Source organism: Streptomyces sp. WAC07094, assembly GCF_036320405.1.
Lineage (GTDB): Bacteria > Actinomycetota > Actinomycetes > Streptomycetales > Streptomycetaceae > Streptomyces > Streptomyces lannensis.
Genome location: NZ_JAVMJZ010000001.1, coordinates 3,489,858 through 3,508,840, shown reverse-complemented (window position 1 = coordinate 3,508,840; position 18,983 = coordinate 3,489,858). Strand labels below are relative to the sequence as shown.

The following is an 18,983-nucleotide window of genomic DNA, read 5'->3' as shown; positions in this document are numbered from 1 at the left end:
CGGGCGCGGGTGGGCCGCAACGGTTCCGGCGCAGGGCCACGGACGGGGGGTTCGCGGGGGCGGGCGCGGAGGCCCACCCGTGAGGGCACGGCCGCGGCCGCGGCCGCGGGCCCTGCTCGCCGCGACACTCGCCGCCGTGCTCCTGTCCGGCTGCGCCCAGTCCGTCGACCCGATCGAACGGCTGGGCAAGAAGGCGGCGCAGAAGGTGCAGCGTCCGGACCGGGCGTACCGCCGCTGGGGTCTGAGCGCTCCGCTCGCCCCCGCGCCCCGGCCGGCCCGGCCCGCGGGCGGCCCGGGCCGGACGGGAGATGGGCTGCCACCGGTCCTCGATCGCGTCCCCACCCAGGACAAGGTCGTCTTCCTGGCGTACGACGAAGACATCGAGGGCGACCCCCGGTTCGTGGACATGGTCCGTGAACTGCGGCTCCCCGTCAGCGTGTTCCTCACGGCCGACGGCGCCGGGCCGAAGGGCGCGGATGCCGCGCGCCTGCGGGCGGCCGGTGCGGGCGTCCAGAACCACGCCCTGGGCCACTTCGTGCTGCGCGGCCGCTCCTACGGCGAACAGCGCGCCGAGATCTGCGGACAGCGGGACCGGCTGACGGCGCGCCCGGGCCCCGGCCCACGGCTGCTCCGCCCACCGCACGGCGTCTACGACCGCACCACCCTCCGCGCGGCGGCGGACTGCGGCGTCTCGGCGGTGATCCTCTGGCGCCCCGTACCGCCACCGTACGGCGCGGGCACGGCCCTGCATCCGGGCGACATCGTCCGCCCCCGCGGGACCGGCCGCCGACTCGCCTCCCCGACCGCGGAGACGGCGCGCCTCCTGCGCCGCATCCAGGCGAGCGGGTTCACGGTGGCCCGCCTGGAGGACTACCTGTAGCGCGGGCCGGGGAACGGGCTGCGGAACGACCCCCGGATCAGCCCGTCCTGGGCGCCGCGCCGCGGCCGACTGGCACTCCGCTTGACCGAGTGCTAATCGCGGTCATAGTCTCGGCTCTGGCACTCGGCAGTGACGAGTGCCAACAAAGCGACGGGCAGGTCCGGCACCCGCGACGACGGATCCACCTGGTCGCCACCTCAGACAGTTAACCCCGTGAGATCTCCGAAGGGGGAGGTCGGATCGTGACGACCACCAGCTCCAAGGTTGCCATCAAGCCGCTCGAGGACCGCATCGTGGTCCAGCCGCTGGATGCTGAGCAGACCACCGCCTCTGGCCTGGTCATTCCGGACACCGCCAAGGAGAAGCCCCAGGAGGGCGTCGTCCTGGCCGTGGGCCCGGGCCGCTTCGAGAACGGCGAGCGTCTTCCGCTCGACGTCAAGACCGGCGACATCGTGCTGTACAGCAAGTACGGCGGCACCGAGGTGAAGTACAACGGCGAGGAGTACCTCGTCCTCTCGGCTCGCGACGTGCTCGCGATCATCGAGAAGTAATTCACCGAAGCAGATTGCTCTGAACTGCGCCCCTGGCCCCCCGCGACCGATCAGCCGGGCGCCGGGGGCGCGGTTCGTTCTTCACCGTGATGACGGCCGTTCCCCGGGGGCTGCCGGGCATCGCATCCGAGAGGACTGAAACGCTCCATGGCGAAGATCCTGAAGTTCGACGAGGACGCCCGTCGCGCCCTCGAGCGCGGCGTCAACAAGCTTGCCGACACGGTCAAGGTGACGATCGGTCCCAAGGGCCGGAACGTCGTGATCGACAAGAAGTTCGGCGCGCCCACCATCACCAACGACGGTGTCACCATCGCCCGTGAGGTCGAGGTCGACGACCCGTACGAGAACCTCGGCGCCCAGCTGGTGAAGGAGGTGGCGACCAAGACCAACGACATCGCGGGTGACGGTACGACCACCGCCACCGTGCTCGCCCAGGCGCTGGTGCGCGAGGGTCTGAAGAACGTCGCCGCGGGTGCCTCCCCGGCCTCCCTGAAGAAGGGCATCGACGCCGCCGTCGCCGCGGTGTCCGAGGACCTCCTCGCCACCGCCCGCCCGATCGACGAGAAGTCCGACATCGCCGCCGTCGCCGCGCTGTCCGCCCAGGACCAGCAGGTCGGCGAGCTGATCGCCGAGGCGATGGACAAGGTCGGCAAGGACGGCGTCATCACCGTCGAGGAGTCCAACACCTTCGGTCTCGAGCTGGACTTCACCGAGGGCATGGCGTTCGACAAGGGTTACCTGTCGCCGTACTTCGTGACGGACCAGGAGCGCATGGAGGCCGTCCTCGACGACCCGTACATCCTCATCAACCAGGGCAAGGTCTCCTCGATCGCGGACCTGCTGCCGCTGCTGGAGAAGGTCATCCAGGCCGGCTCCTCCAAGCCGCTGCTGATCATCGCCGAGGACGTCGAGGGCGAGGCCCTGTCCACGCTCGTCGTGAACAAGATCCGCGGCACCTTCAACGCCGTCGCGGTGAAGGCCCCCGGCTTCGGCGACCGCCGCAAGGCGATGCTGGAGGACATGGCCGTCCTCACCGGCGCCACGGTCATCTCCGAGGAGGTCGGCCTCAAGCTCGACCAGGTCGGCCTGGACGTGCTGGGCTCCGCCCGCCGCGTGACGGTCACCAAGGACGACACGACCATCGTCGACGGTGGTGGCAAGTCCGGTGACGTCACCGGCCGTATCGCCCAGATCAAGGCCGAGATCGAGAACACCGACTCCGACTGGGACCGCGAGAAGCTCCAGGAGCGTCTTGCCAAGCTGGCCGGCGGCGTGTGCGTGATCAAGGTCGGCGCCGCCACCGAGGTGGAGCTGAAGGAGAAGAAGCACCGTCTGGAGGACGCCATCTCCGCGACCCGCGCCGCGGTCGAGGAGGGCATCGTCTCCGGTGGTGGCTCCGCTCTGGTCCACGCCTCCAAGGTGCTGGACGGCGGCCTCGGCAAGCAGGGCGACGAGGCGACCGGTGTCGCCATCGTCCGCCGCGCGGTCGTCGAGCCGCTGCGCTGGATCGCCGAGAACGCCGGCCTCGAGGGCTATGTCATCGCCTCCAAGGTCGCCGAGCTCGAGAAGGGCCAGGGCTACAACGCCGCCACCGGCGAGTACGGCGACCTGATCAAGGCCGGCGTCATCGACCCGGTCAAGGTCACCCGCTCCGCCCTGGAGAACGCAGCCTCCATCGCCTCCCTGCTGCTGACGACCGAGACGCTGGTCGTCGAGAAGAAGGAAGAGGAAGAGCCGGCCGCGGCCGGTCACGGCCACGGTCACTCCCACTGACGCGAGCCGACCAGCGGTACTGGGGCCCGGCACTCTCGGGGGTGCCGGGCCTTGCGCTGTCCGCCCCCGGCCCGCCTGGCGGCCGATGGCTCACTCTGCCGGGCGCATCCGGGCCGTCATCGGCCTCACCCACGACAACGGGACCCGGCCGGGCGGCTCGCGGCCCGAGGTCCCGTTGCCTTCTAGACCTCGAGCACGTCCAGTTCCCCCAGTTGTTCCATCAGGCCCAGCCGGTCGTACTGCCACCAGCCCTCGACGATCTTTCCGTCGGCTCCGCACCGGAAGACCGTCGTGCCGGTCGTGGTGACCTCCCTGCCCGTCGGCGGGATGCCGAGGAACTCGCCCGTGTGCCTGCCCTTCCAGGACCAGCGGGTGCACACCTTGTCCCCCTCGGCGATCTGGTCCTCGACGGTGAACGCGAAGTCGAAACCGGCCCGCCACTCCCGGATCTCGCGCCGCATCGCGTCCATCCCGATGGTGTCCTGCTCGTTGGCGGGATCGTGGCCGTGGTAGTTCTCGGCGAGCAGCCCGTCGAGCGGCGGCAGCTCGCCCCGGGCGGCGACGACGTCGAAGTACCGCCGTACGTTCGCCACGTACAACTGCTCGTCCCGCACCACCACCAGGTCCGTTAAGACGGGCATCTCGTCGCAGAGGGCGATCATGTCGTGGAAGATGCGGTCGGTCTCCGGAAGGTTCGAGGTCCGCATCGCCTCCTCGTAGGAGGGGAACTCCACGATCTCGATGAAGTGCGAGGCGTCCGACCTGTCCTTGCCGATCAGGCTGTGTGTGGCACTCCGTCTGCCGCCGGTCTGTTCGAGCCATGTGTCCACGAGCCGGTTCATCTCGTCGAACCGGCTGGTCCTGCAATCGATGAGCTGCACGAATGTCATGACGCCGCCTCCGGCCCCCCTGGGTCCGGCAGATACGCCCATCCTCCCACCCGAGGGACGGCGTCACCTCTCCCGCAGCGGCCCGCGCCTGCGGCACCGCACGGCCGTGCCCGGTTGCTACTGCGGTCCGAACCTGCGCCCCGTCCGGGTGGTGATCCCGCCCAGCAGCGCACGCGGCGTCACCTTGACCACGCCCATCAGCGCCTTGTAGCGAGGGTCGGGAATGGACACCGTCCTGCCCCGGGCCAGATCCGCGAGTGCGGTGGCGACCAGCTTGTCGGCGTCCAGCCACATCCAGCCGGGGATGCTCTCCGTCCCCATTCCGGCGCGATCGTGGAACTCCGTGCGTACGAAGCCGGGGCACAGCACCATCAGCCGTACGCCCGATCCGGCCAGTTCCCGTGCCGCGCCCTGGGTGAACTGCACGACCCACGCCTTGGACGCGCCGTACGTGCCGCGCGGGACGAACGCCGCCACCGAGGCCACGTTGACGATCCCGCCGCGGCCGCGGGTGCGCATCGACTCCGCCGCCGCGCTCGTCAGCCGCAGCACCGCCTCGCAGTGCACCTTGAGCATGCGCAGCTCGTCCGCCATGGGTACGTCGAGGTAGTGGCCCTTGTTGCCGAAGCCCGCGTTGTTGACGAGCAGGTCGACCGGGTTCTTCAGCTCGGACAGGCGCGCGGCCACCGCATCGATGCCCTCGTCGGTGGCGAGGTCCGCGGTCAGCACCTCCGCCTCGATGCCGTGCCGGTCGTGCAACTCCGTCGCGTGCTCGCGCAGCCGCTTGGTGTCGCGCGCCACCAGGACGAGGTCATGGCCGTCGGCGGCCAGCCGCCGTGCGAACGCGGCGCCGATGCCCGCGGTCGCTCCTGTAATCAGAGCCGTTGTCATGGGCCAACGATAGTGACCCGGACGGATCGAGTCCGCCTGCCGGACCGGGCATTCCGCCGGCTCCACCGCCAACGTCCCTGTGCGGTACGTCAGTTCCCGGCGGGGCGCATCTGCATGTAACGACGTGCCGCCGCGGCGGTCTCCGGGTGCAGCGCCTCGCCCGCCGCCAACAGGTCCGGCAGCAGATGTCGTTCCGTGGTGGACGCGCGGAATTGAAGGGCGACGGTGATGTCGTGCCCGGGCCGGTGCACGATCTCGATGGGGTCGCCCGTCCGCGTCTCACCCGGTTCGATCACGCGCAGATACGCTCCCGGTGCCCCCCGGTGCGTGAACCGCCTGACCCAGCCCCGCTCGCCCAGGTGTCCCTGGAAGGTGCGGCAGGGGATCCGCCCGGAGGTCACCTCGAGCACCAACTCCGAGCCGACGCGCCAGCGCTCGCCGATCAGGGCGCCGGACACGTCGAGTCCCTCCGTGGTGAGGTTCTCGCCGAACGAGCCGTTCGGCAGCGGGCGGCCGAGCTCGCGCTCCCACGCGTCCAGGTCCTCACGGGCGAACGCGTACACCGCCTGGTCGTCGCCGCCGTGATGCCGAAGGTCGCACACCGCGTCCCCGGCCAGCCCGCTCGCGCCGGTTCCCTTGGGCCCGGGGGCGGTCACGCGCACCGGCCCGTCCGCGGGCCGCTTGTCGATGCCCGTCATCCCCAGCGGCTGGTCGGTGTAGTCGACGGCCACGGGCCGGCCCAGATTCAGAGACAGAAGCTTCATGTCCGCACCGTAGGGGACGAAAGGTCAAAGCGTCGATGCAATATCTGCCGCCTTGTCCAAGATTCCCTTATGCTTGCACGGTGATCGAGGCTCGACATCTCCGTGTGCTGCGCGCTGTGGCCGCCACCGGTTCCTTCTCCGCGGCAGGGCGCGAGCTGGGCTGCACCCAGCCCGCGGTCAGTCAGCAGATGAAGGCGCTCGAGGCGTCGGCCGGTACCCCCCTGCTCGTCCGCAACGGCCGCGAGATGCGTCTGACCCAGGCCGGCGAGGCGCTGGTGCGGCACGCGGCGGGCATCCTCGCCGGGCTGACCGCCGCCGAGGAGGAGGTCGCCGCCATCGCGGGACTGAGGGCCGGCCGGGTCCGCCTCGTCTCCTTCCCGAGCGGCAGTTCCACCCTCGTGCCCACCGCGCTCGCCGCCCTGCGGGCCGCGCATCCCGGCACCCGCGTCTCCCTGGAGGAGGCCGAACCGCCCGAGTCGGTGGAGACGCTGCGCGCGGGAGACTGCGACATCGCGCTCGCGTTCCGCTACGAAGGGGCCGCCGGCGCCGAGGAGTGGGACGACCTGGTCGTCCGCCCACTGCTCGTCGACCGTCTCGTCGGGCTCGTTCCCGAGGGGCACCGGCTGGCGCGCGCGGAGTCGGTCGCCATCGGCGAGCTCGCCGGGGAACCGTGGATCGCGGGCTGCCCGCGCTGTCGTGGGCAACTGGTGCAGGCATGCGAGAGCGCGGGCTTCACGCCCCGTATCGACTTCGCGACCGACGACTATCCGGCGGTGGTCGGCCTGGTCGGCGCCGGTCTCGGTGTGGCCGTACTGCCGCAGCTCGCGATCGAGTCCGTGCGGCCGAGGGGTGCGCGGCCCGTCACCCTGGAGCCCGCGGTACGGCGGGAGATCGTCGCGCTCACCCTGCCGGATCTGGCACAGGTGCCCGCGGTGGCGGCGACGCTCGAGGAACTGGCGCGGGCGGCGCGCCGATAGAGGCAGGAGCGGATCCTCCGGATGCGGAGCGGTCCCCCAGGGAGCGGTCCCTGCGCTCCATCCCCCAGAAAAGTCCCCCTGTACCCCTCGCCCCCGAACCGCCTCCCGGGCGGTGCCCACGCCAAAAATGGGCACACGTGTGCGCGCCCGTAGTGAAGAAACGTTCCTTCAGTTGTTCGAGTGGCTACTGCCCCCACTGGTCGTGGAGGCCGGTACCAGCCGGTTCCGCGCCCGTCCCATGAGTTCTTCCCGTTCGTCCTCGGTCAGCCCGCCCCACACGCCGTACGGCTCGCGCACCGCCAGTGCGTGGGCCGCGCACTCCGCGCGTACGGGGCACCTCATACAGACCTCCTTGGCCGAGTTCTCACGAGCGCTCCGGGCCGCCCCTCGTTCGCCCTCCGGATGGAAGAAGAGCGAACTGTCGACTCCACGGCAGGCCGCATGGAGCTGCCAGTCCCACAGATCCGCGTTCGGACCGGGAAGGCGGGAGAAATCTGCCATTGCGTGTCCCCTTGTTGCCGTTCTGGGCGGATATGTGTGTCCCCGACCGTACAACGACGATCTTAGGAGATGAAAATATGACTCATTGCGAATCTAGCCCTAGACACCAGCAAACGGGAAGAAAAACGGCTAAATGGGGCATAGGTTGTGGTGAAAGTTCGAGGGTCCGCCGCGCATGTCTGCACCGTGTCCGAGCCCTCACGTACAGTGCCGAAGATGGCTTGCTGCACCGTAACTCTTTCGAGTGACCATCGTTGAGAGTGCGGAGGCGGTTGAAACAACAAGCGCTCGGGCAGGCGTCCGAGGGCGTCGACCGCACAGGTGACGATTCGTACCAGCCTGGAGGCTCAAGGTGACGCGCATCAGCTGCGGAGGGCGGTCATGACATCCGTCCTCGTCTGCGACGACTCCCCGCTTGCCCGAGAGGCGCTCCGCCGCGCGGTGGCGACCGTGCCCGGCGTCGAGCGCGTGACGACGGCGGCCAACGGCGAGGAAGTCCTCCGCCGCTGGGGGGCCGACCGCTCGGACCTGATTCTGATGGACGTACGCATGCCCGGTCTGGGCGGCGTCGAGACCGTGCGGCGTCTGCTGTCCGCCGACCCCGGTGCGCGCATCATCATGCTCACCGTCGCCGAGGACCTGGACGGTGTGGCGCTCGCGGTGGCCGCCGGCGCGCGCGGATATCTGCACAAGGACGCCTCGCGCGCCGAGCTGCGGGCGACCGTGACGCAGGCACTCGCCGACCCCACCTGGCGGCTCGCGCCGCGGCGGCTGCGCTCCGCCGAGATGGGCGCCGCGCCGACACTCACCGCGCGTGAGATCCAGGTGCTCGAGGGCATGAGCCACGGCCGCTCCAACGCGGAGATCGGTCGCGAGCTCTTCCTCTCCGAGGACACCGTGAAGACGCACGCCCGGCGGTTGTTCAAGAAGCTCGGCGCCTCGGACCGCGCGCACGCCGTGGCGCTCGGCTTCCGGTGGGGCCTGGTCCGTTAAGTGGATCACCGCGGGGGTACGCAGATCCCCGCCTACCGCACGGTGGGCGGGGTTGGCAACACGGCCCGCCGGGTGCCCGCTGCTCGTTTCGCCGCGGATGCCGCATCCTTGGAGGTGTGGAGTTCCTCGGGGACGAGTCGATCGAGCGGGAGGGGAGGGCGCAGGAGATGAGTTCCGGCGCACCTGCTCATAACGCTTCGGTGCACAACTACGGACGCGGTGCCACGGACCGGACGACGCCAAGGCACCATGGACCGATGCGCGACGACGAGACAACGGTGATCGGTGCGCTCGTCCATCGTGCCGTCGACGGCGACGAGCAGGCGACCCATGACCTGCTCGCGCGCGTCCATCCACTGGCGCTGCGCTACTGCCGTACGCGGCTGTCCCGTCTGCCCGGAGACGCCCGGCACTTCGTCGAGGACCTGGCGCAGGAGGTCTGCGTCGCCGTCCTCCTCGCGCTGCCGCGTTACAAGGACACCGGGCGCCCCTTCGAGGCCTTCGTCTTCGCGATCGCCGCGCACAAGGTCGCTGACCTTCAGCGCGCGGCGATGCGTCACCCCGGCTCGACGGTCGTCCCGTCGGACGAGATGCCGGAGCGCCCGGACGACTCCCTCGGGCCCGAGGAGCGCGCGCTGCTCAGCAGCGACGCCGAATGGGCCAAGAAGCTCCTGGCCAACCTGCCCGAGAACCAGCGGGAACTGCTCCTGCTGCGCATCGCGGTGGGCTTGACTGCCGAGGAGACGGGTCAGATGTTGGGAATGTCACCGGGAGCGGTGCGGGTGGCCCAGCACAGGGCCCTGAGTCGGCTGCGCGCGCTCGCGGAGCAGTAGACGCGGCTTCCCCCGGCGGTACGGCGGGCGCCCTGGCGGTCATGATCCGTCGGCTCCGGGGCGGTACCGGCCGAGCACGGCGATCCGTGCCCCGGCCCCCCATATGAACAGGCGTCCCCTCGGTTCCGTACGAACATACGAAGCCGAGGGTCACATCGAACCGTGGAATGAGAGAGCCGTGCTTCCCGTTAGCATGGACATCCGCACCGATCAAGGCCATTTGGGGAAGGTGTCATGACTGCATACGTCGACGGAGTGCCCGAGAAGTTCGCGACACTCGGGCTGACCTACGACGACGTGCTGCTGTTGCCGGGCGCGTCCGACATGGCACCCGACGAGATCGACACCGCCTCGTACGTCTCCAGGAACGTCCGGGTCAACATCCCGCTTCTGTCCGCCGCCATGGACAAGGTGACCGAGTCGCGGATGGCGATCGCGATGGCGCGCCAGGGCGGCGTCGGGGTGCTGCACCGCAACCTGTCCATCGAGGACCAGGCCAACCAGGTCGACCTCGTCAAGCGCTCCGAGTCCGGCATGGTGGCCAACCCCATCACCATCCACCCGGACGCCACGCTCGGCGAGGCGGACGCCCTGTGCGCGAAGTTCCGCATCAGCGGTGTCCCGGTCACCGACCCGGCGGGCAAGCTGCTCGGCATCGTCACCAACCGCGACATGGCCTTCGAGAGCGACCGCTCGCGCCGGGTCAGCGAGGTCATGACCCCGATGCCGCTGGTCACCGGTCGGGTGGGCATCACCGGCGACGAGGCCATGCAGCTGCTGCGCCGCCACAAGATCGAGAAGCTTCCGCTGGTCGACGACGAGAACGTCCTCAAGGGCCTGATCACGGTCAAGGACTTCGTGAAGGCCGAGCAGTACCCGAACGCGGCGAAGGACCCCGAGGGCCGCCTCATCGTCGGCGCCGCCGTGGGTGTCGCGGGTGACGCCTTCGAGCGTGCCCAGGCCCTGATCGAGGCGGGCGTCGACTTCATCGTCGTCGACACCGCGCACGGCCACTCGCGACTGGTCGGCGACATGGTCGCCAAGATCAAGTCGAACTCCTCGGGCGTCGACGTCATCGGCGGCAACATCGCCACCCGCGACGGTGCCCAGGCGCTCATCGACGCCGGCGTGGACGGCATCAAGGTCGGGGTCGGCCCAGGCTCCATCTGCACCACCCGGGTGGTCGCCGGCATCGGCGTCCCGCAGGTCACCGCCATCTACGAGGCGGCGCTGGCCGCCAAGGAGGCCGGTGTCCCGGTCATCGGCGACGGTGGTCTGCAGTACTCCGGCGACATCGCGAAGGCACTGGTCGCCGGCGCCGACACGGTGATGCTGGGCTCGCTGCTGGCCGGCTGCGAGGAGTCCCCCGGAGAGCTGCTCTTCATCAACGGCAAGCAGTTCAAGTCGTACCGCGGCATGGGCTCGCTGGGCGCCATGCAGTCCCGGGGCGACCGCAAGTCCTTCTCCAAGGACCGCTACTTCCAGGAGCGCATCGCCTCCGACGACGAGCTGATCCCCGAGGGCATCGAGGGCCAGGTGCCCTACCGCGGCCCGCTGTCCTCGGTGGTCCGCCAGCTGGTCGGCGGTCTGCGCCAGTCGATGTTCTACGTCGGCGGCAGGACGGTGCCGGACCTCCAGACGAAGGGGCAGTTCGTCCGGATCACCTCCGCGGGCCTCAAGGAGAGCCACCCGCACGACATCCAGATGACGGTCGAGGCACCGAACTACAGCGGCAAGAAGTGATCCACGCCCGCGTGGAGCGGGTGTGACACGCGGGCGAGACCGCGTCCGAGGGCGGTCCCGGAGCTTCCGGGACCGCCCTCGCCGTACATCCGGGGCGCCCTCCGGCAATGGCGTCGGCGATACTGGAAGACGCTGAAACGCATCAGGGAAAGGCCACAGACGTGACTGAGATCGAGATCGGGCGCGGCAAGCGCGGCCGCCGGGCGTACGCCTTCGACGACATCGCCGTCGTCCCCAGCCGCCGTACGCGGGACCCGAAGGAGGTCTCGATCGCCTGGCAGATCGACGCCTACCGTTTCGAGCTGCCCTTCCTGGCCGCCCCCATGGACTCGGTCGTCTCCCCGGCCACCGCCATCCACATCGGTGAGCTCGGCGGCCTCGGCGTGCTGAACCTCGAGGGCCTGTGGACGCGGTACGAGGACCCGCAGCCGCTGCTCGACGAGATCGCCGAGCTGCCCGCCGAGTCCGCGACGCGCCGGATCCAGGAGATCTACGCGGCTCCCATCAAGGAGGAGCTGATCGGGCAGCGGATCAAGGAGGTGCGCGACTCCGGGGTGGTGACCGCGGCCGCGCTCTCCCCGCAGCGCACGGCACAGTTCTCCAAGGCCGTCGTGGACGCGGGCGTGGACATCTTCGTCATCCGCGGTACGACGGTGTCGGCGGAGCACGTCTCCCACTCGCACGAACCGCTGAACCTGAAGCAGTTCATCTACGAGCTCGACGTCCCGGTGATCGTCGGCGGCTGCGCCACCTACACCGCCGCCCTGCACCTGATGCGCTCCGGCGCGGCCGGTGTGCTGGTCGGCTTCGGCGGCGGCGCCGCGCACACCACGCGCAACGTGCTCGGCATCCAGGTCCCCATGGCCACCGCGGTCGCGGACGTGGCGGCGGCCCGGCGCGACTACATGGACGAGTCCGGCGGCCGGTATGTGCACGTGATCGCGGACGGCGGCGTCGGCTGGTCGGGCGACCTGCCCAAGGCGATTGCCTGCGGTGCCGACTCCGTCATGATGGGCTCGCCGCTCGCCCGTGCCACGGACGCACCCGGCAAGGGCCACCACTGGGGCATGGAGGCCGTCAACGAGGAGCTGCCGCGCGGCAAGAAGGTCGACCTCGGCACGGTCGGCACCATCGAGGAGGTCCTCACCGGCCCCTCGCACACCCCGGACGGCTCGATGAACTTCTTCGGTGCCCTGCGCCGCGCCATGGCCACCACCGGCTACAGCGAACTGAAGGAGTTCCAGCGGGTCGAGGTGACGGTGGCGGACTCGCAGCACAAGCGGTGAGGTGACGGCGCACCGCGCGCGAAGCACTGAAGGGGCCCGGTCCACCCGTCGGGGTGGACGGGCCCCTTCGCGTGCCCGATGCCGCGGGCGGGGTGCGATCGGGGACGGGCGCCGAGCGTGCGTCCGGTTCACAGCCGATGGGCCGCCCCGGTGGGTGTGGCGCCCCGTGTGTCCAGCAGCAGTTGCGCCTTCACCGACAGGCCCTGGAGGTCGTACGTGCGGTGGTGCTGGAGCAGGATCGTCAGGTCGGCGCCCGCCGCCGCCTCGTAGAGGGAGTCCGCGCGCGGGATCGGGCGGTCCAGGACGCTCCAGGCGGGGACGTGCGGGTCGTGGTAGCTGACGGAGGCGCCCAGCTGCATCAGGCGCAGCGCGATCTCGGGCGCGGGGGAGCCCTGCTGGTCGGCGAGGTCCGGCTTGTAGGTGACGCCCAGCAGCAGGACACGGGCGCCGCGGGCCGACTTGCCGTGCTCGTTCAGCAGGGTGGCGGCCCGCTGGACGACGTACTGGGGCATGTGGTTGTTGACCTGCTGCGCCAGCTCGACCATGCGCAGGGTGCGGCCGGTCAGACCCGCCAGGTCCTGCGGGACGGCGTGGCCGCCGGTGCCGGGGCCGGGGCGGAAGGCCTGGAAACCGAACGGCTTGGTCTCCGCGCAGCGGATGACGTCCCACAGGTCGACCCCCAGGTCGTGGCAGAGGACCGCCATCTCGTTGACCAGGGCGATGTTGACCTGACGGTAGTTCGTCTCCAGTACCTGCACGGTCTCCGCCTCGCGGGGCCCACGCGCGCGTACCACCTTGTCGGTGAGGCGTCCGTAGAAGGTGGCGGCGGACTCGGTGCAGGCGGGGGTGAGACCGCCGATCACCTTGGGTGTGTTGGCGGCCCCGAAGTCGCGGTTGCCCGGATCGACCCGGCTGGGCGAGCAGGCGAGGTGGAAGTCGCGTCCGGCGCGCAGCCCGGAGCCCTCCTCCAGCAGAGGGCGCAGGAACTGCTCCGTGGTGCCGGGCGGCACCGGCGACTCCAGGATCACGGTGGTGTGCGGGCGGAGCTGTTCGGCGAGGGTGCGGGCGGCCGCCTCCACCTGGCCGAGGTCGATGGTGCCGTCGGCGCCGCGCTGGGCGGGCGCGCAGATGACGGCGGTGCGGACGCGGCCGAGTTCGGCCGGGTTGGTGGTCGGACGGAATCCCCGCGAGAGCATGCGACGCAGTTCGGCGGCGGTGAGGGAACCGGCTTCCGGCCCCGTCCGGTACCCGAGTGTGGAGATACCGGCGGCGACGGCGGCCTGGGCCAGGGGAAGGCCCAGATGGCCGAGTCCGATGACGGCGAGATCTGCGGGCATGGAGTGGGCCGTCCTTCTCAGTAGCCGAGTCGGATGTGGTGCGCAAGCCCTGTGGACACAATGAGGGAGCGCAATGTCACACTAGGAGTAAATATGACCGATTTGCGGGATTGACGTGGCGCGTTTCCGTGAGTGTTGTCCACAGGCCGCGGGTGCGTGGTGGCCGAAGTCGGGCATCACGGTCAGACTTTGGGCATGGGGAGATGAGCCGGGCTTCGCCGGACGGGTGTGGCCAGCGCGACTGAGCGGGAGGCAGCGGTGAGGACAGGGACACTGGGGCCGGCGCAACGCGCCGAGTCACTGGCGGCGATGGCCGAGCGCGAGCTGGACGTGCTGGTGGTGGGCGCGGGAGTGGTCGGCGCCGGCACCGCGCTGGACGCCGTCACACGCGGTCTGTCCACGGGCCTGGTGGAGGCGCGTGACTGGGCGTCGGGCACCTCCAGCCGGTCCAGCAAACTCATACACGGCGGCCTGCGCTACCTGGAGATGCTCGACTTCGCGCTGGTGCGCGAGGCGCTGAAGGAGCGCGGGCTGCTGCTGGAGCGTCTGGCCCCGCACCTCGTGAAACCGGTCCCCTTTCTGTACCCGCTCCAGCACAAGGGCTGGGAGCGGCTGTACGCGGGTTCCGGCGTCGCGCTCTACGACGCCATGTCGATGGCCCGCGGCCACGGCCGCGGCCTTCCGCTGCACCGGCACCTGACCCGCAGTCACGCGCTGCGCGTCGCCCCCTGCTTGAAGAAGGGCTCGCTGGTCGGCGCCCTGCAGTACTACGACGCGCAGATGGATGACGCCCGCTATGTCGCCACCCTGGTCCGCACGGCCGCCTGGTACGGGGCGAAGGTCGCCAATCGCGCGCGCGTGACGGGATTCCTGCGCGAGGGCGAGCGGGTCGTCGGTGCCACGGTGCAGGACGTGGAAGGAGGCGGCGAGTACCAGATCCGCGCCCACCAGATCGTGAACGCGACCGGGGTGTGGACGGACGACACCCAGGCCATGGTCGGCGAGCGGGGGCAGTTCCACGTCAGGGCGTCCAAGGGCATCCATCTGGTCGTACCGAAGGACCGGGTCAGCTCGTCGACCGGCCTGATCCTGCGCACCGAGAAGTCCGTCCTCTTCGTCATACCGTGGGGCAGGCACTGGATCATCGGCACGACCGACACCGACTGGAACCTCGACAAGGCGCACCCGGCGGCCTCCAGCGCGGACATCGACTATCTGCTGGAGCATGTGAACTCGGTGCTCGCGGTCCCGCTCACCCGGGACGACGTGGAGGGCGTGTACGCGGGCCTGCGGCCCCTGCTCGCCGGGGAGTCGGACGCCACCAGCAAGCTGTCCCGCGAGCACACCGTGGCCCACCCGGTGCCGGGTCTCGTGGTGGTGGCGGGCGGCAAGTACACCACCTACCGGGTGATGGCCAAGGACGCCGTCGACGAGGCGGTACGCGGCCTCGACCGGCGCGTGGCCGAGTGCGTCACCGAGGACATCCCGCTGCTCGGCGCCGAGGGCTACCGGGCGCTGTGGAACGGGCGGGCGCGGATAGCGGAGCGCACGGGCCTTCATGTGGTGCGGGTGGAGCATCTGCTGAACCGCTACGGGTCGCTGGCCGAGGAGGTGCTCGACCTGATCGTGGCCGATCCTTCGCTGGGCGAGCCGCTCCAGGCGGCGGACGACTATCTGCGTGCGGAGATCGTCTACGCCGCCTCGCACGAAGGCGCGCGGCACCTCGACGACGTGCTGACCAGGCGGACGCGCATCTCCATCGAGACGTTCGACCGCGGCACGCGCAGCGCCCGGGAGGTGGCCGAGCTGATGGCGCCGGTGCTCGGCTGGGACCGGGACCAGATAGAACGGGAAATCGAGCACTACGACAAGCGGGTGGAGGCGGAGCGCGAGTCGCAGCGGCAGCCGGACGATCTGACGGCGGACGCGGCCCGGCTCGGCGCACCGGACATCGTGCCGCTGTAGTCGGACACCACACCGCTCACCGCCGCCGCGGGCCGGACCCCCGGGTGCGGGACCGGATCGCCCGGACGAGTGAGGCGGTCCGGGACGGCCCCCGCGAGCAGGGCCGCTCTAGAAGGTGCGGGGGCAGAACTCCGACGTGAGCAGGGCCCGTTCCAGTCCGGGGTCCTCGAATCCATCCGTGTCGACACGGAAGGTGAGGACGTGTCGGCCGTCGACGGTCGCCGCGCTGCGCACATAACTGCCGGAGATCCGCCCGTCGTGTCCCCACACCGTCGTGCCGCACGAAAGCTTCTCCGGATAGAGCCCCATGCCGTACACGCCCTGTGCGGCGCGGGTGTCGAGCATCTCGCCGAGCTGGCGCCGGGGCAGCAGTGCGCCGCCGAGCAGGGCCGCGTAGAAGCGGTCGAGATCGGCCAGCGTGGTCACCAGCTCGCCGGACGCCCCGGCCACGCGGGGGTCGAGCTCGGTGACGTCGGACCCGTCGGCGGCGTAGGCGCGGCCGTGCGGCGCGGGAAGGGCGGTGCGGCCGCCCGGGAAGGACGTGCCCGTCAGCCGGAGGGGAGCGATGATGCGCCGCTCGGCCTCGACGGCGTACGAGCGACCGGTGATCTGCTGGACGATCATGCCGAGCAGGACGTAGTTGGTGTTGGAGTACGCGAAGCGACCCCGCGCGGTCGGCGGGTGGGCGAGTGCGATGCGCACGGCCTGGAGCGGGGTCAGGGGGACGAGACCCTTGGTGTCCGCGGTGAAGTCGGCCAGGCCGCTGGTGTGGGTGAGCAGGGCGCGCAGGGTCAGCGTGCGGCCGTCGTTGCCCGCGCCGCGTACCAGCCCCGGCAGATGGTCCTCCACCGAGTCCGACAGGGACAGCCGGTGCTCGGCGGCCAGTTGCAGTACCACCGTGGCGATGAAGGTCTTGGTGACGCTGCCGGCGCGGAAGTGGTCGGCGCGGGCGATCCCGGGACCGGCGTGTGCGAAGTGCGAGTCCGTCCCGTCCCGGGCCAGCAGCGCGGCCGAGGCCGCGGGCGCGCTGGCCTCCACCGCGAGCCGGGGCAGGACGACGTCCGTCTCCACGGGCAGGCGGGCCTGCGAGCCGCCCGGGGCGATTCCGAGCAGCGCCAGGCATACCGGTACGCCCAATAGGGTCCGGGTCCGGGGTGTCCGGCGCAGCGGCATCGGATTCCTTCCTCGTCGCGGCCCATCATGGAGGACGACCCTGTGACGGGGTCGGGCAGGGCCCGCGTGGCACCGGCTCCGGCGGCGGGGCAGGGGCGTGACGGCGGCCCGTGCCGGGCACCGTGGCGCACCCCGAGGCCTCGACGGCGCGGTGTTCGTGCGGAGGGACGTCCTCGGGCGCGGGGCGAGCCGCGGGATCAGGGGCACCCTGGGCGTTGGACGGTCCGTGCGTGAGGGACAATGGAGGCTCTGTCAGGGCGGGTTGCATGAGGGGACGCATGTCGGAGGCGGAGCGGGCGGGCACACCCCGTCAGGACAAGAGCGAACGTCTCCTCGCCGGGCGCTACCGGCTGGGGGATGTACTCGGCCGCGGCGGCATGGGCACCGTGTGGCGCGCCAAGGACGAGACCCTGGGCCGCACGGTCGCCGTGAAGGAGCTGCGGTTCCCCTCGAGCATCGACGAGGACGAGAAGCGCCGGCTCATCACCCGCACGCTGCGTGAGGCCAAGGCGATCGCCCGGATCCGCAACAACGGCGCGGTGACCGTCTTCGACGTGGTCCACGAGGACGACCGGCCCTGGATCGTGATGGAGCTGATCGAGGGCAAGTCCCTCGCCGAGGTCATCCGCGAGGACGGCCTGCTGGAGCCGAAGCGGGCCGCGGAGGTGGGCCTCGCGGTCCTCGACGTGCTGCGCGCCGCGCACCGCGAGGGCATCCTGCACCGCGACGTGAAGCCGTCGAACGTGCTGATCGCCGAGGACGGCCGCGTCGTTCTCACGGACTTCGGCATCGCGCAGGTCGAGGGCGACCCGTCCATCACCTCCACCGGCATGCTCGTCGGCGCGCCCTCCTACATCTCGCCGGAGCGGGCGCGCGGCCACAAGCCGGGCCCGGCGGCGGACCTGTGGTCGCTCGGCGGGCTGCTGTACGCGGCGGTCGAGGGCGTGCCGCCCTACGACAAGGGATCGGCCATCGCCACGCTGACGGCGGTGATGACCGAGCCGGTCGAGGAGCCGAAGCACGCGGGCCCGCTGAAGAACGTCATCTACGGGCTGCTCGCCAAGGATCCCCAGCAGCGGCTGGACGACCGGGGCGCGCGGGCGATGCTCGCCGAGGTCATCCACGCGCCCGATCCCAAGGAGGCGCAGCCGGCCGACGCGACCCGGGTCGTGGCCCTGCCGCCGGCACCCGAGGGGCCTGCGGGCACGGGGGCCGACAGCCCGGAGCCCGGGGCCAAGCGGGGTGAGGAGGCCGCCGAGCGGCTGCGCGGGGCGCTCAGGTCCGTGCGCAAGGCCGCGGTGTCGGCCGGCGCGGCCACGGCCGCCGCCGCGACGGCGGCGCGGTCCAGGACCTCGGGATCCACGACCGACGAGACGTCCGAGGCCGCGTCGTCCGGGAGCCCGGCGGCGCCCGCGGCCGGGACGCCCGGTGTGCCCCGTCCGGCGGCCGCCTCGTCCGGCGAGAGGGACACCACCGCCGTCGTCGGATCGGACTCCGGTACGGCGAAGCCGAGTTCGGGCTGGCCCATCGTGCCCGACCCGGACCGGCCGCCGCGTCCGGCCCAGCCGCCGCGGGCCCCGATCACCGATGTGGTGCCGAAGCGCACGCTGGTGATCGTCGCCGTCGTGGTGGCCCTCGCCGTGCTCGGGACGGTGCTCGCGATCGCTCTCCACGGTGGCGACGGCGGCTCGCAGGACAGCAAGAAGGGGGCCGCCAAGTCGGCCGTGTCCGGGGAGGCCACCGCCGGCGGCGGGACCAAGGACGACGGCTCGCACACGGACAGCGGCACCGCGACCGGCGATCCGGACGAGCGGAACACCGGGGGCGGTTCGCCGGCGGCGAGCGCCAGTGCGAGCGGCAGCGCCCCGTCGGCCCCGTCGGACGACAACGAGGCGACGACGCCGTACAAGGGCGGTCAGGGCTATTCGATCGGGCTGCCGGACGGCTGGAAGTACAGCTCGTCGGACTCCGCCGGGGACCGCTTCACCGGCCCCGACGGGCAGCGGCTGCTCGTCGCCTGGACGTCCACGCCCAAGGACGATCCGGTGGCCGACTGGAAGAACCAGGAGCGCTACATGACGCGCTCCCAGTACAAGCGGATCCGGATCGAGAAGGTGGACTACCGCGGCTGGAACACCGCCGACTGGGAGTTCTCGTACTCCGACGGAGGCACCGCCTACCGGGTCATCGACCGCGGGTTCGTCGTCAACGCGCACCAGGGTTACGCACTGCTGTACACGGCGAAGGCGTCCGGCTGGGACGGCGATCCGCGCAAGGACACCTGGAAGGCGCTGACGGAGACCTTCCGCCCCAAGTCGTGATGTTCCACGCATCGCGCTGATGTTCGACGCGGTTGTGTGGCGGGGAGATATGACATCCCCGGGTTGCAGGTTGCCTCCGGCACGTATCGTGAGGGATTGCGGACC

The 18,983-nt window shown here is 71.0% G+C and carries 16 protein-coding genes; 10 read left to right on the top strand and 6 right to left on the bottom strand.

What is annotated here, in order from left to right:
- Positions 1-79: 79 nt before the first annotated feature.
- The 3 genes from RCR19_RS15325 (at position 80) to groL (ending at position 3,204) form a co-directional block, all read left to right on the top strand.
- Entirely contained in the window at positions 80-880 is an 801-nt protein-coding gene (locus RCR19_RS15325; RefSeq protein ID WP_331265670.1) for a polysaccharide deacetylase family protein, read from the top strand.
- Between the two features lie 242 nt (positions 881-1,122).
- Positions 1,123-1,431, top strand: a complete 309-nt coding sequence (gene groES / locus RCR19_RS15320) for a co-chaperone GroES (RefSeq protein WP_003998759.1) — start codon at positions 1,123-1,125, stop codon at positions 1,429-1,431.
- A 147-nt stretch (positions 1,432-1,578) separates the two neighbouring features.
- On the top strand, positions 1,579-3,204 hold the full coding sequence (gene groL / locus RCR19_RS15315) for a chaperonin GroEL (RefSeq protein WP_331265669.1): 1,626 nt from the start codon (positions 1,579-1,581) through the stop codon (positions 3,202-3,204).
- 182 nt (positions 3,205-3,386) lie between these two features.
- Here groL and RCR19_RS15310 read toward each other — a convergent pair whose 3' ends face one another.
- The 3 genes from RCR19_RS15310 to RCR19_RS15300 form a co-directional block, all read right to left on the bottom strand.
- The gene (locus RCR19_RS15310) at positions 3,387-4,094 is read right to left on the bottom strand and encodes an ester cyclase (RefSeq protein WP_331265668.1); all 708 of its coding nucleotides are present in this window, start codon (positions 4,092-4,094) and stop codon (positions 3,387-3,389) included.
- A 117-nt stretch (positions 4,095-4,211) separates the two neighbouring features.
- The gene (locus tag RCR19_RS15305; RefSeq protein ID WP_331265667.1) at positions 4,212-4,985 is read right to left on the bottom strand and encodes an SDR family oxidoreductase; all 774 of its coding nucleotides are present in this window, start codon (positions 4,983-4,985) and stop codon (positions 4,212-4,214) included.
- Between the two features lie 89 nt (positions 4,986-5,074).
- Positions 5,075-5,749 (bottom strand): MOSC domain-containing protein, encoded by a 675-nt coding sequence (locus RCR19_RS15300; protein WP_331265666.1) that lies wholly within the window; start codon positions 5,747-5,749, stop codon positions 5,075-5,077.
- 80 nt (positions 5,750-5,829) lie between these two features.
- Here RCR19_RS15300 and RCR19_RS15295 point away from each other — a divergent pair, with 80 nt between their 5' ends.
- Entirely contained in the window at positions 5,830-6,726 is an 897-nt protein-coding gene (locus RCR19_RS15295; protein WP_059127217.1) for a LysR family transcriptional regulator, read from the top strand.
- Positions 6,727-6,894: 168 nt separating this feature from the next.
- On the opposite strand, the gene RCR19_RS15290 is transcribed toward RCR19_RS15295, so the two are convergent.
- Positions 6,895-7,227, bottom strand: coding sequence for a WhiB family transcriptional regulator (locus RCR19_RS15290; RefSeq protein WP_331265665.1), 333 nt, complete (start codon positions 7,225-7,227; stop codon positions 6,895-6,897).
- Positions 7,228-7,608: 381 nt separating this feature from the next.
- Here RCR19_RS15290 and RCR19_RS15285 point away from each other — a divergent pair, with 381 nt between their 5' ends.
- From RCR19_RS15285 to RCR19_RS15270, 4 genes are all read left to right on the top strand, one after another.
- Positions 7,609-8,220 (top strand): response regulator transcription factor, encoded by a 612-nt coding sequence (locus tag RCR19_RS15285; RefSeq protein ID WP_003948568.1) that lies wholly within the window; start codon positions 7,609-7,611, stop codon positions 8,218-8,220.
- Between the two features lie 257 nt (positions 8,221-8,477).
- Positions 8,478-9,053 (top strand): sigma-70 family RNA polymerase sigma factor, encoded by a 576-nt coding sequence (locus tag RCR19_RS15280; RefSeq protein WP_059127219.1) that lies wholly within the window; start codon positions 8,478-8,480, stop codon positions 9,051-9,053.
- 234 nt (positions 9,054-9,287) lie between these two features.
- Complete coding sequence (guaB, locus tag RCR19_RS15275) at positions 9,288-10,796, top strand: IMP dehydrogenase (protein WP_331265664.1); 1,509 nt, start codon at positions 9,288-9,290, stop codon at positions 10,794-10,796.
- Positions 10,797-10,957: 161 nt separating this feature from the next.
- On the top strand, positions 10,958-12,082 hold the full coding sequence (locus RCR19_RS15270; RefSeq protein ID WP_331265663.1) for a GuaB3 family IMP dehydrogenase-related protein: 1,125 nt from the start codon (positions 10,958-10,960) through the stop codon (positions 12,080-12,082).
- 128 nt (positions 12,083-12,210) lie between these two features.
- On the opposite strand, the gene RCR19_RS15265 is transcribed toward RCR19_RS15270, so the two are convergent.
- On the bottom strand, positions 12,211-13,419 hold the full coding sequence (locus RCR19_RS15265) for a nucleotide sugar dehydrogenase (RefSeq protein WP_331265662.1): 1,209 nt from the start codon (positions 13,417-13,419) through the stop codon (positions 12,211-12,213).
- 258 nt (positions 13,420-13,677) lie between these two features.
- Here RCR19_RS15265 and RCR19_RS15260 point away from each other — a divergent pair, with 258 nt between their 5' ends.
- The gene (locus RCR19_RS15260; protein ID WP_331265661.1) at positions 13,678-15,384 is read left to right on the top strand and encodes a glycerol-3-phosphate dehydrogenase/oxidase; all 1,707 of its coding nucleotides are present in this window, start codon (positions 13,678-13,680) and stop codon (positions 15,382-15,384) included.
- Positions 15,385-15,492: 108 nt separating this feature from the next.
- Here the strand turns inward: RCR19_RS15260 and RCR19_RS15255 are convergent, their stop codons facing one another.
- Entirely contained in the window at positions 15,493-16,557 is a 1,065-nt protein-coding gene (locus tag RCR19_RS15255) for a serine hydrolase domain-containing protein (RefSeq protein ID WP_331265660.1), read from the bottom strand.
- A gap of 278 nt (positions 16,558-16,835) precedes the next feature.
- Here RCR19_RS15255 and RCR19_RS15250 point away from each other — a divergent pair, with 278 nt between their 5' ends.
- On the top strand, positions 16,836-18,878 hold the full coding sequence (locus tag RCR19_RS15250; RefSeq protein ID WP_331265659.1) for a serine/threonine-protein kinase: 2,043 nt from the start codon (positions 16,836-16,838) through the stop codon (positions 18,876-18,878).
- Positions 18,879-18,983 lie beyond the last annotated feature (105 nt).

Excerpts from the sequence above, each read along its gene's own strand:
- groL (WP_331265669.1), top strand. The coding sequence starts at position 1,579 with ATGGCGAAGATCCTGAAGTTCGACGAGGACGCCCGTCGCGCCCTCGAG.
- RCR19_RS15310 (WP_331265668.1), bottom strand. The coding sequence starts at position 4,094 with ATGACATTCGTGCAGCTCATCGATTGCAGGACCAGCCGGTTCGACGAG.
- RCR19_RS15305 (WP_331265667.1), bottom strand. The coding sequence starts at position 4,985 with ATGACAACGGCTCTGATTACAGGAGCGACCGCGGGCATCGGCGCCGCG.
- RCR19_RS15300 (WP_331265666.1), bottom strand. The coding sequence starts at position 5,749 with ATGAAGCTTCTGTCTCTGAATCTGGGCCGGCCCGTGGCCGTCGACTAC.
- RCR19_RS15290 (WP_331265665.1), bottom strand. The coding sequence starts at position 7,227 with ATGGCAGATTTCTCCCGCCTTCCCGGTCCGAACGCGGATCTGTGGGAC.
- RCR19_RS15285 (WP_003948568.1), top strand. The coding sequence starts at position 7,609 with ATGACATCCGTCCTCGTCTGCGACGACTCCCCGCTTGCCCGAGAGGCG.
- RCR19_RS15280 (WP_059127219.1), top strand. The coding sequence starts at position 8,478 with ATGCGCGACGACGAGACAACGGTGATCGGTGCGCTCGTCCATCGTGCC.
- guaB (WP_331265664.1), top strand. The coding sequence starts at position 9,288 with ATGACTGCATACGTCGACGGAGTGCCCGAGAAGTTCGCGACACTCGGG.
- RCR19_RS15265 (WP_331265662.1), bottom strand. The coding sequence starts at position 13,419 with ATGCCCGCAGATCTCGCCGTCATCGGACTCGGCCATCTGGGCCTTCCC.
- RCR19_RS15255 (WP_331265660.1), bottom strand. The coding sequence starts at position 16,557 with ATGCCGCTGCGCCGGACACCCCGGACCCGGACCCTATTGGGCGTACCG.
- RCR19_RS15250 (WP_331265659.1), top strand. The coding sequence starts at position 16,836 with ATGTCGGAGGCGGAGCGGGCGGGCACACCCCGTCAGGACAAGAGCGAA.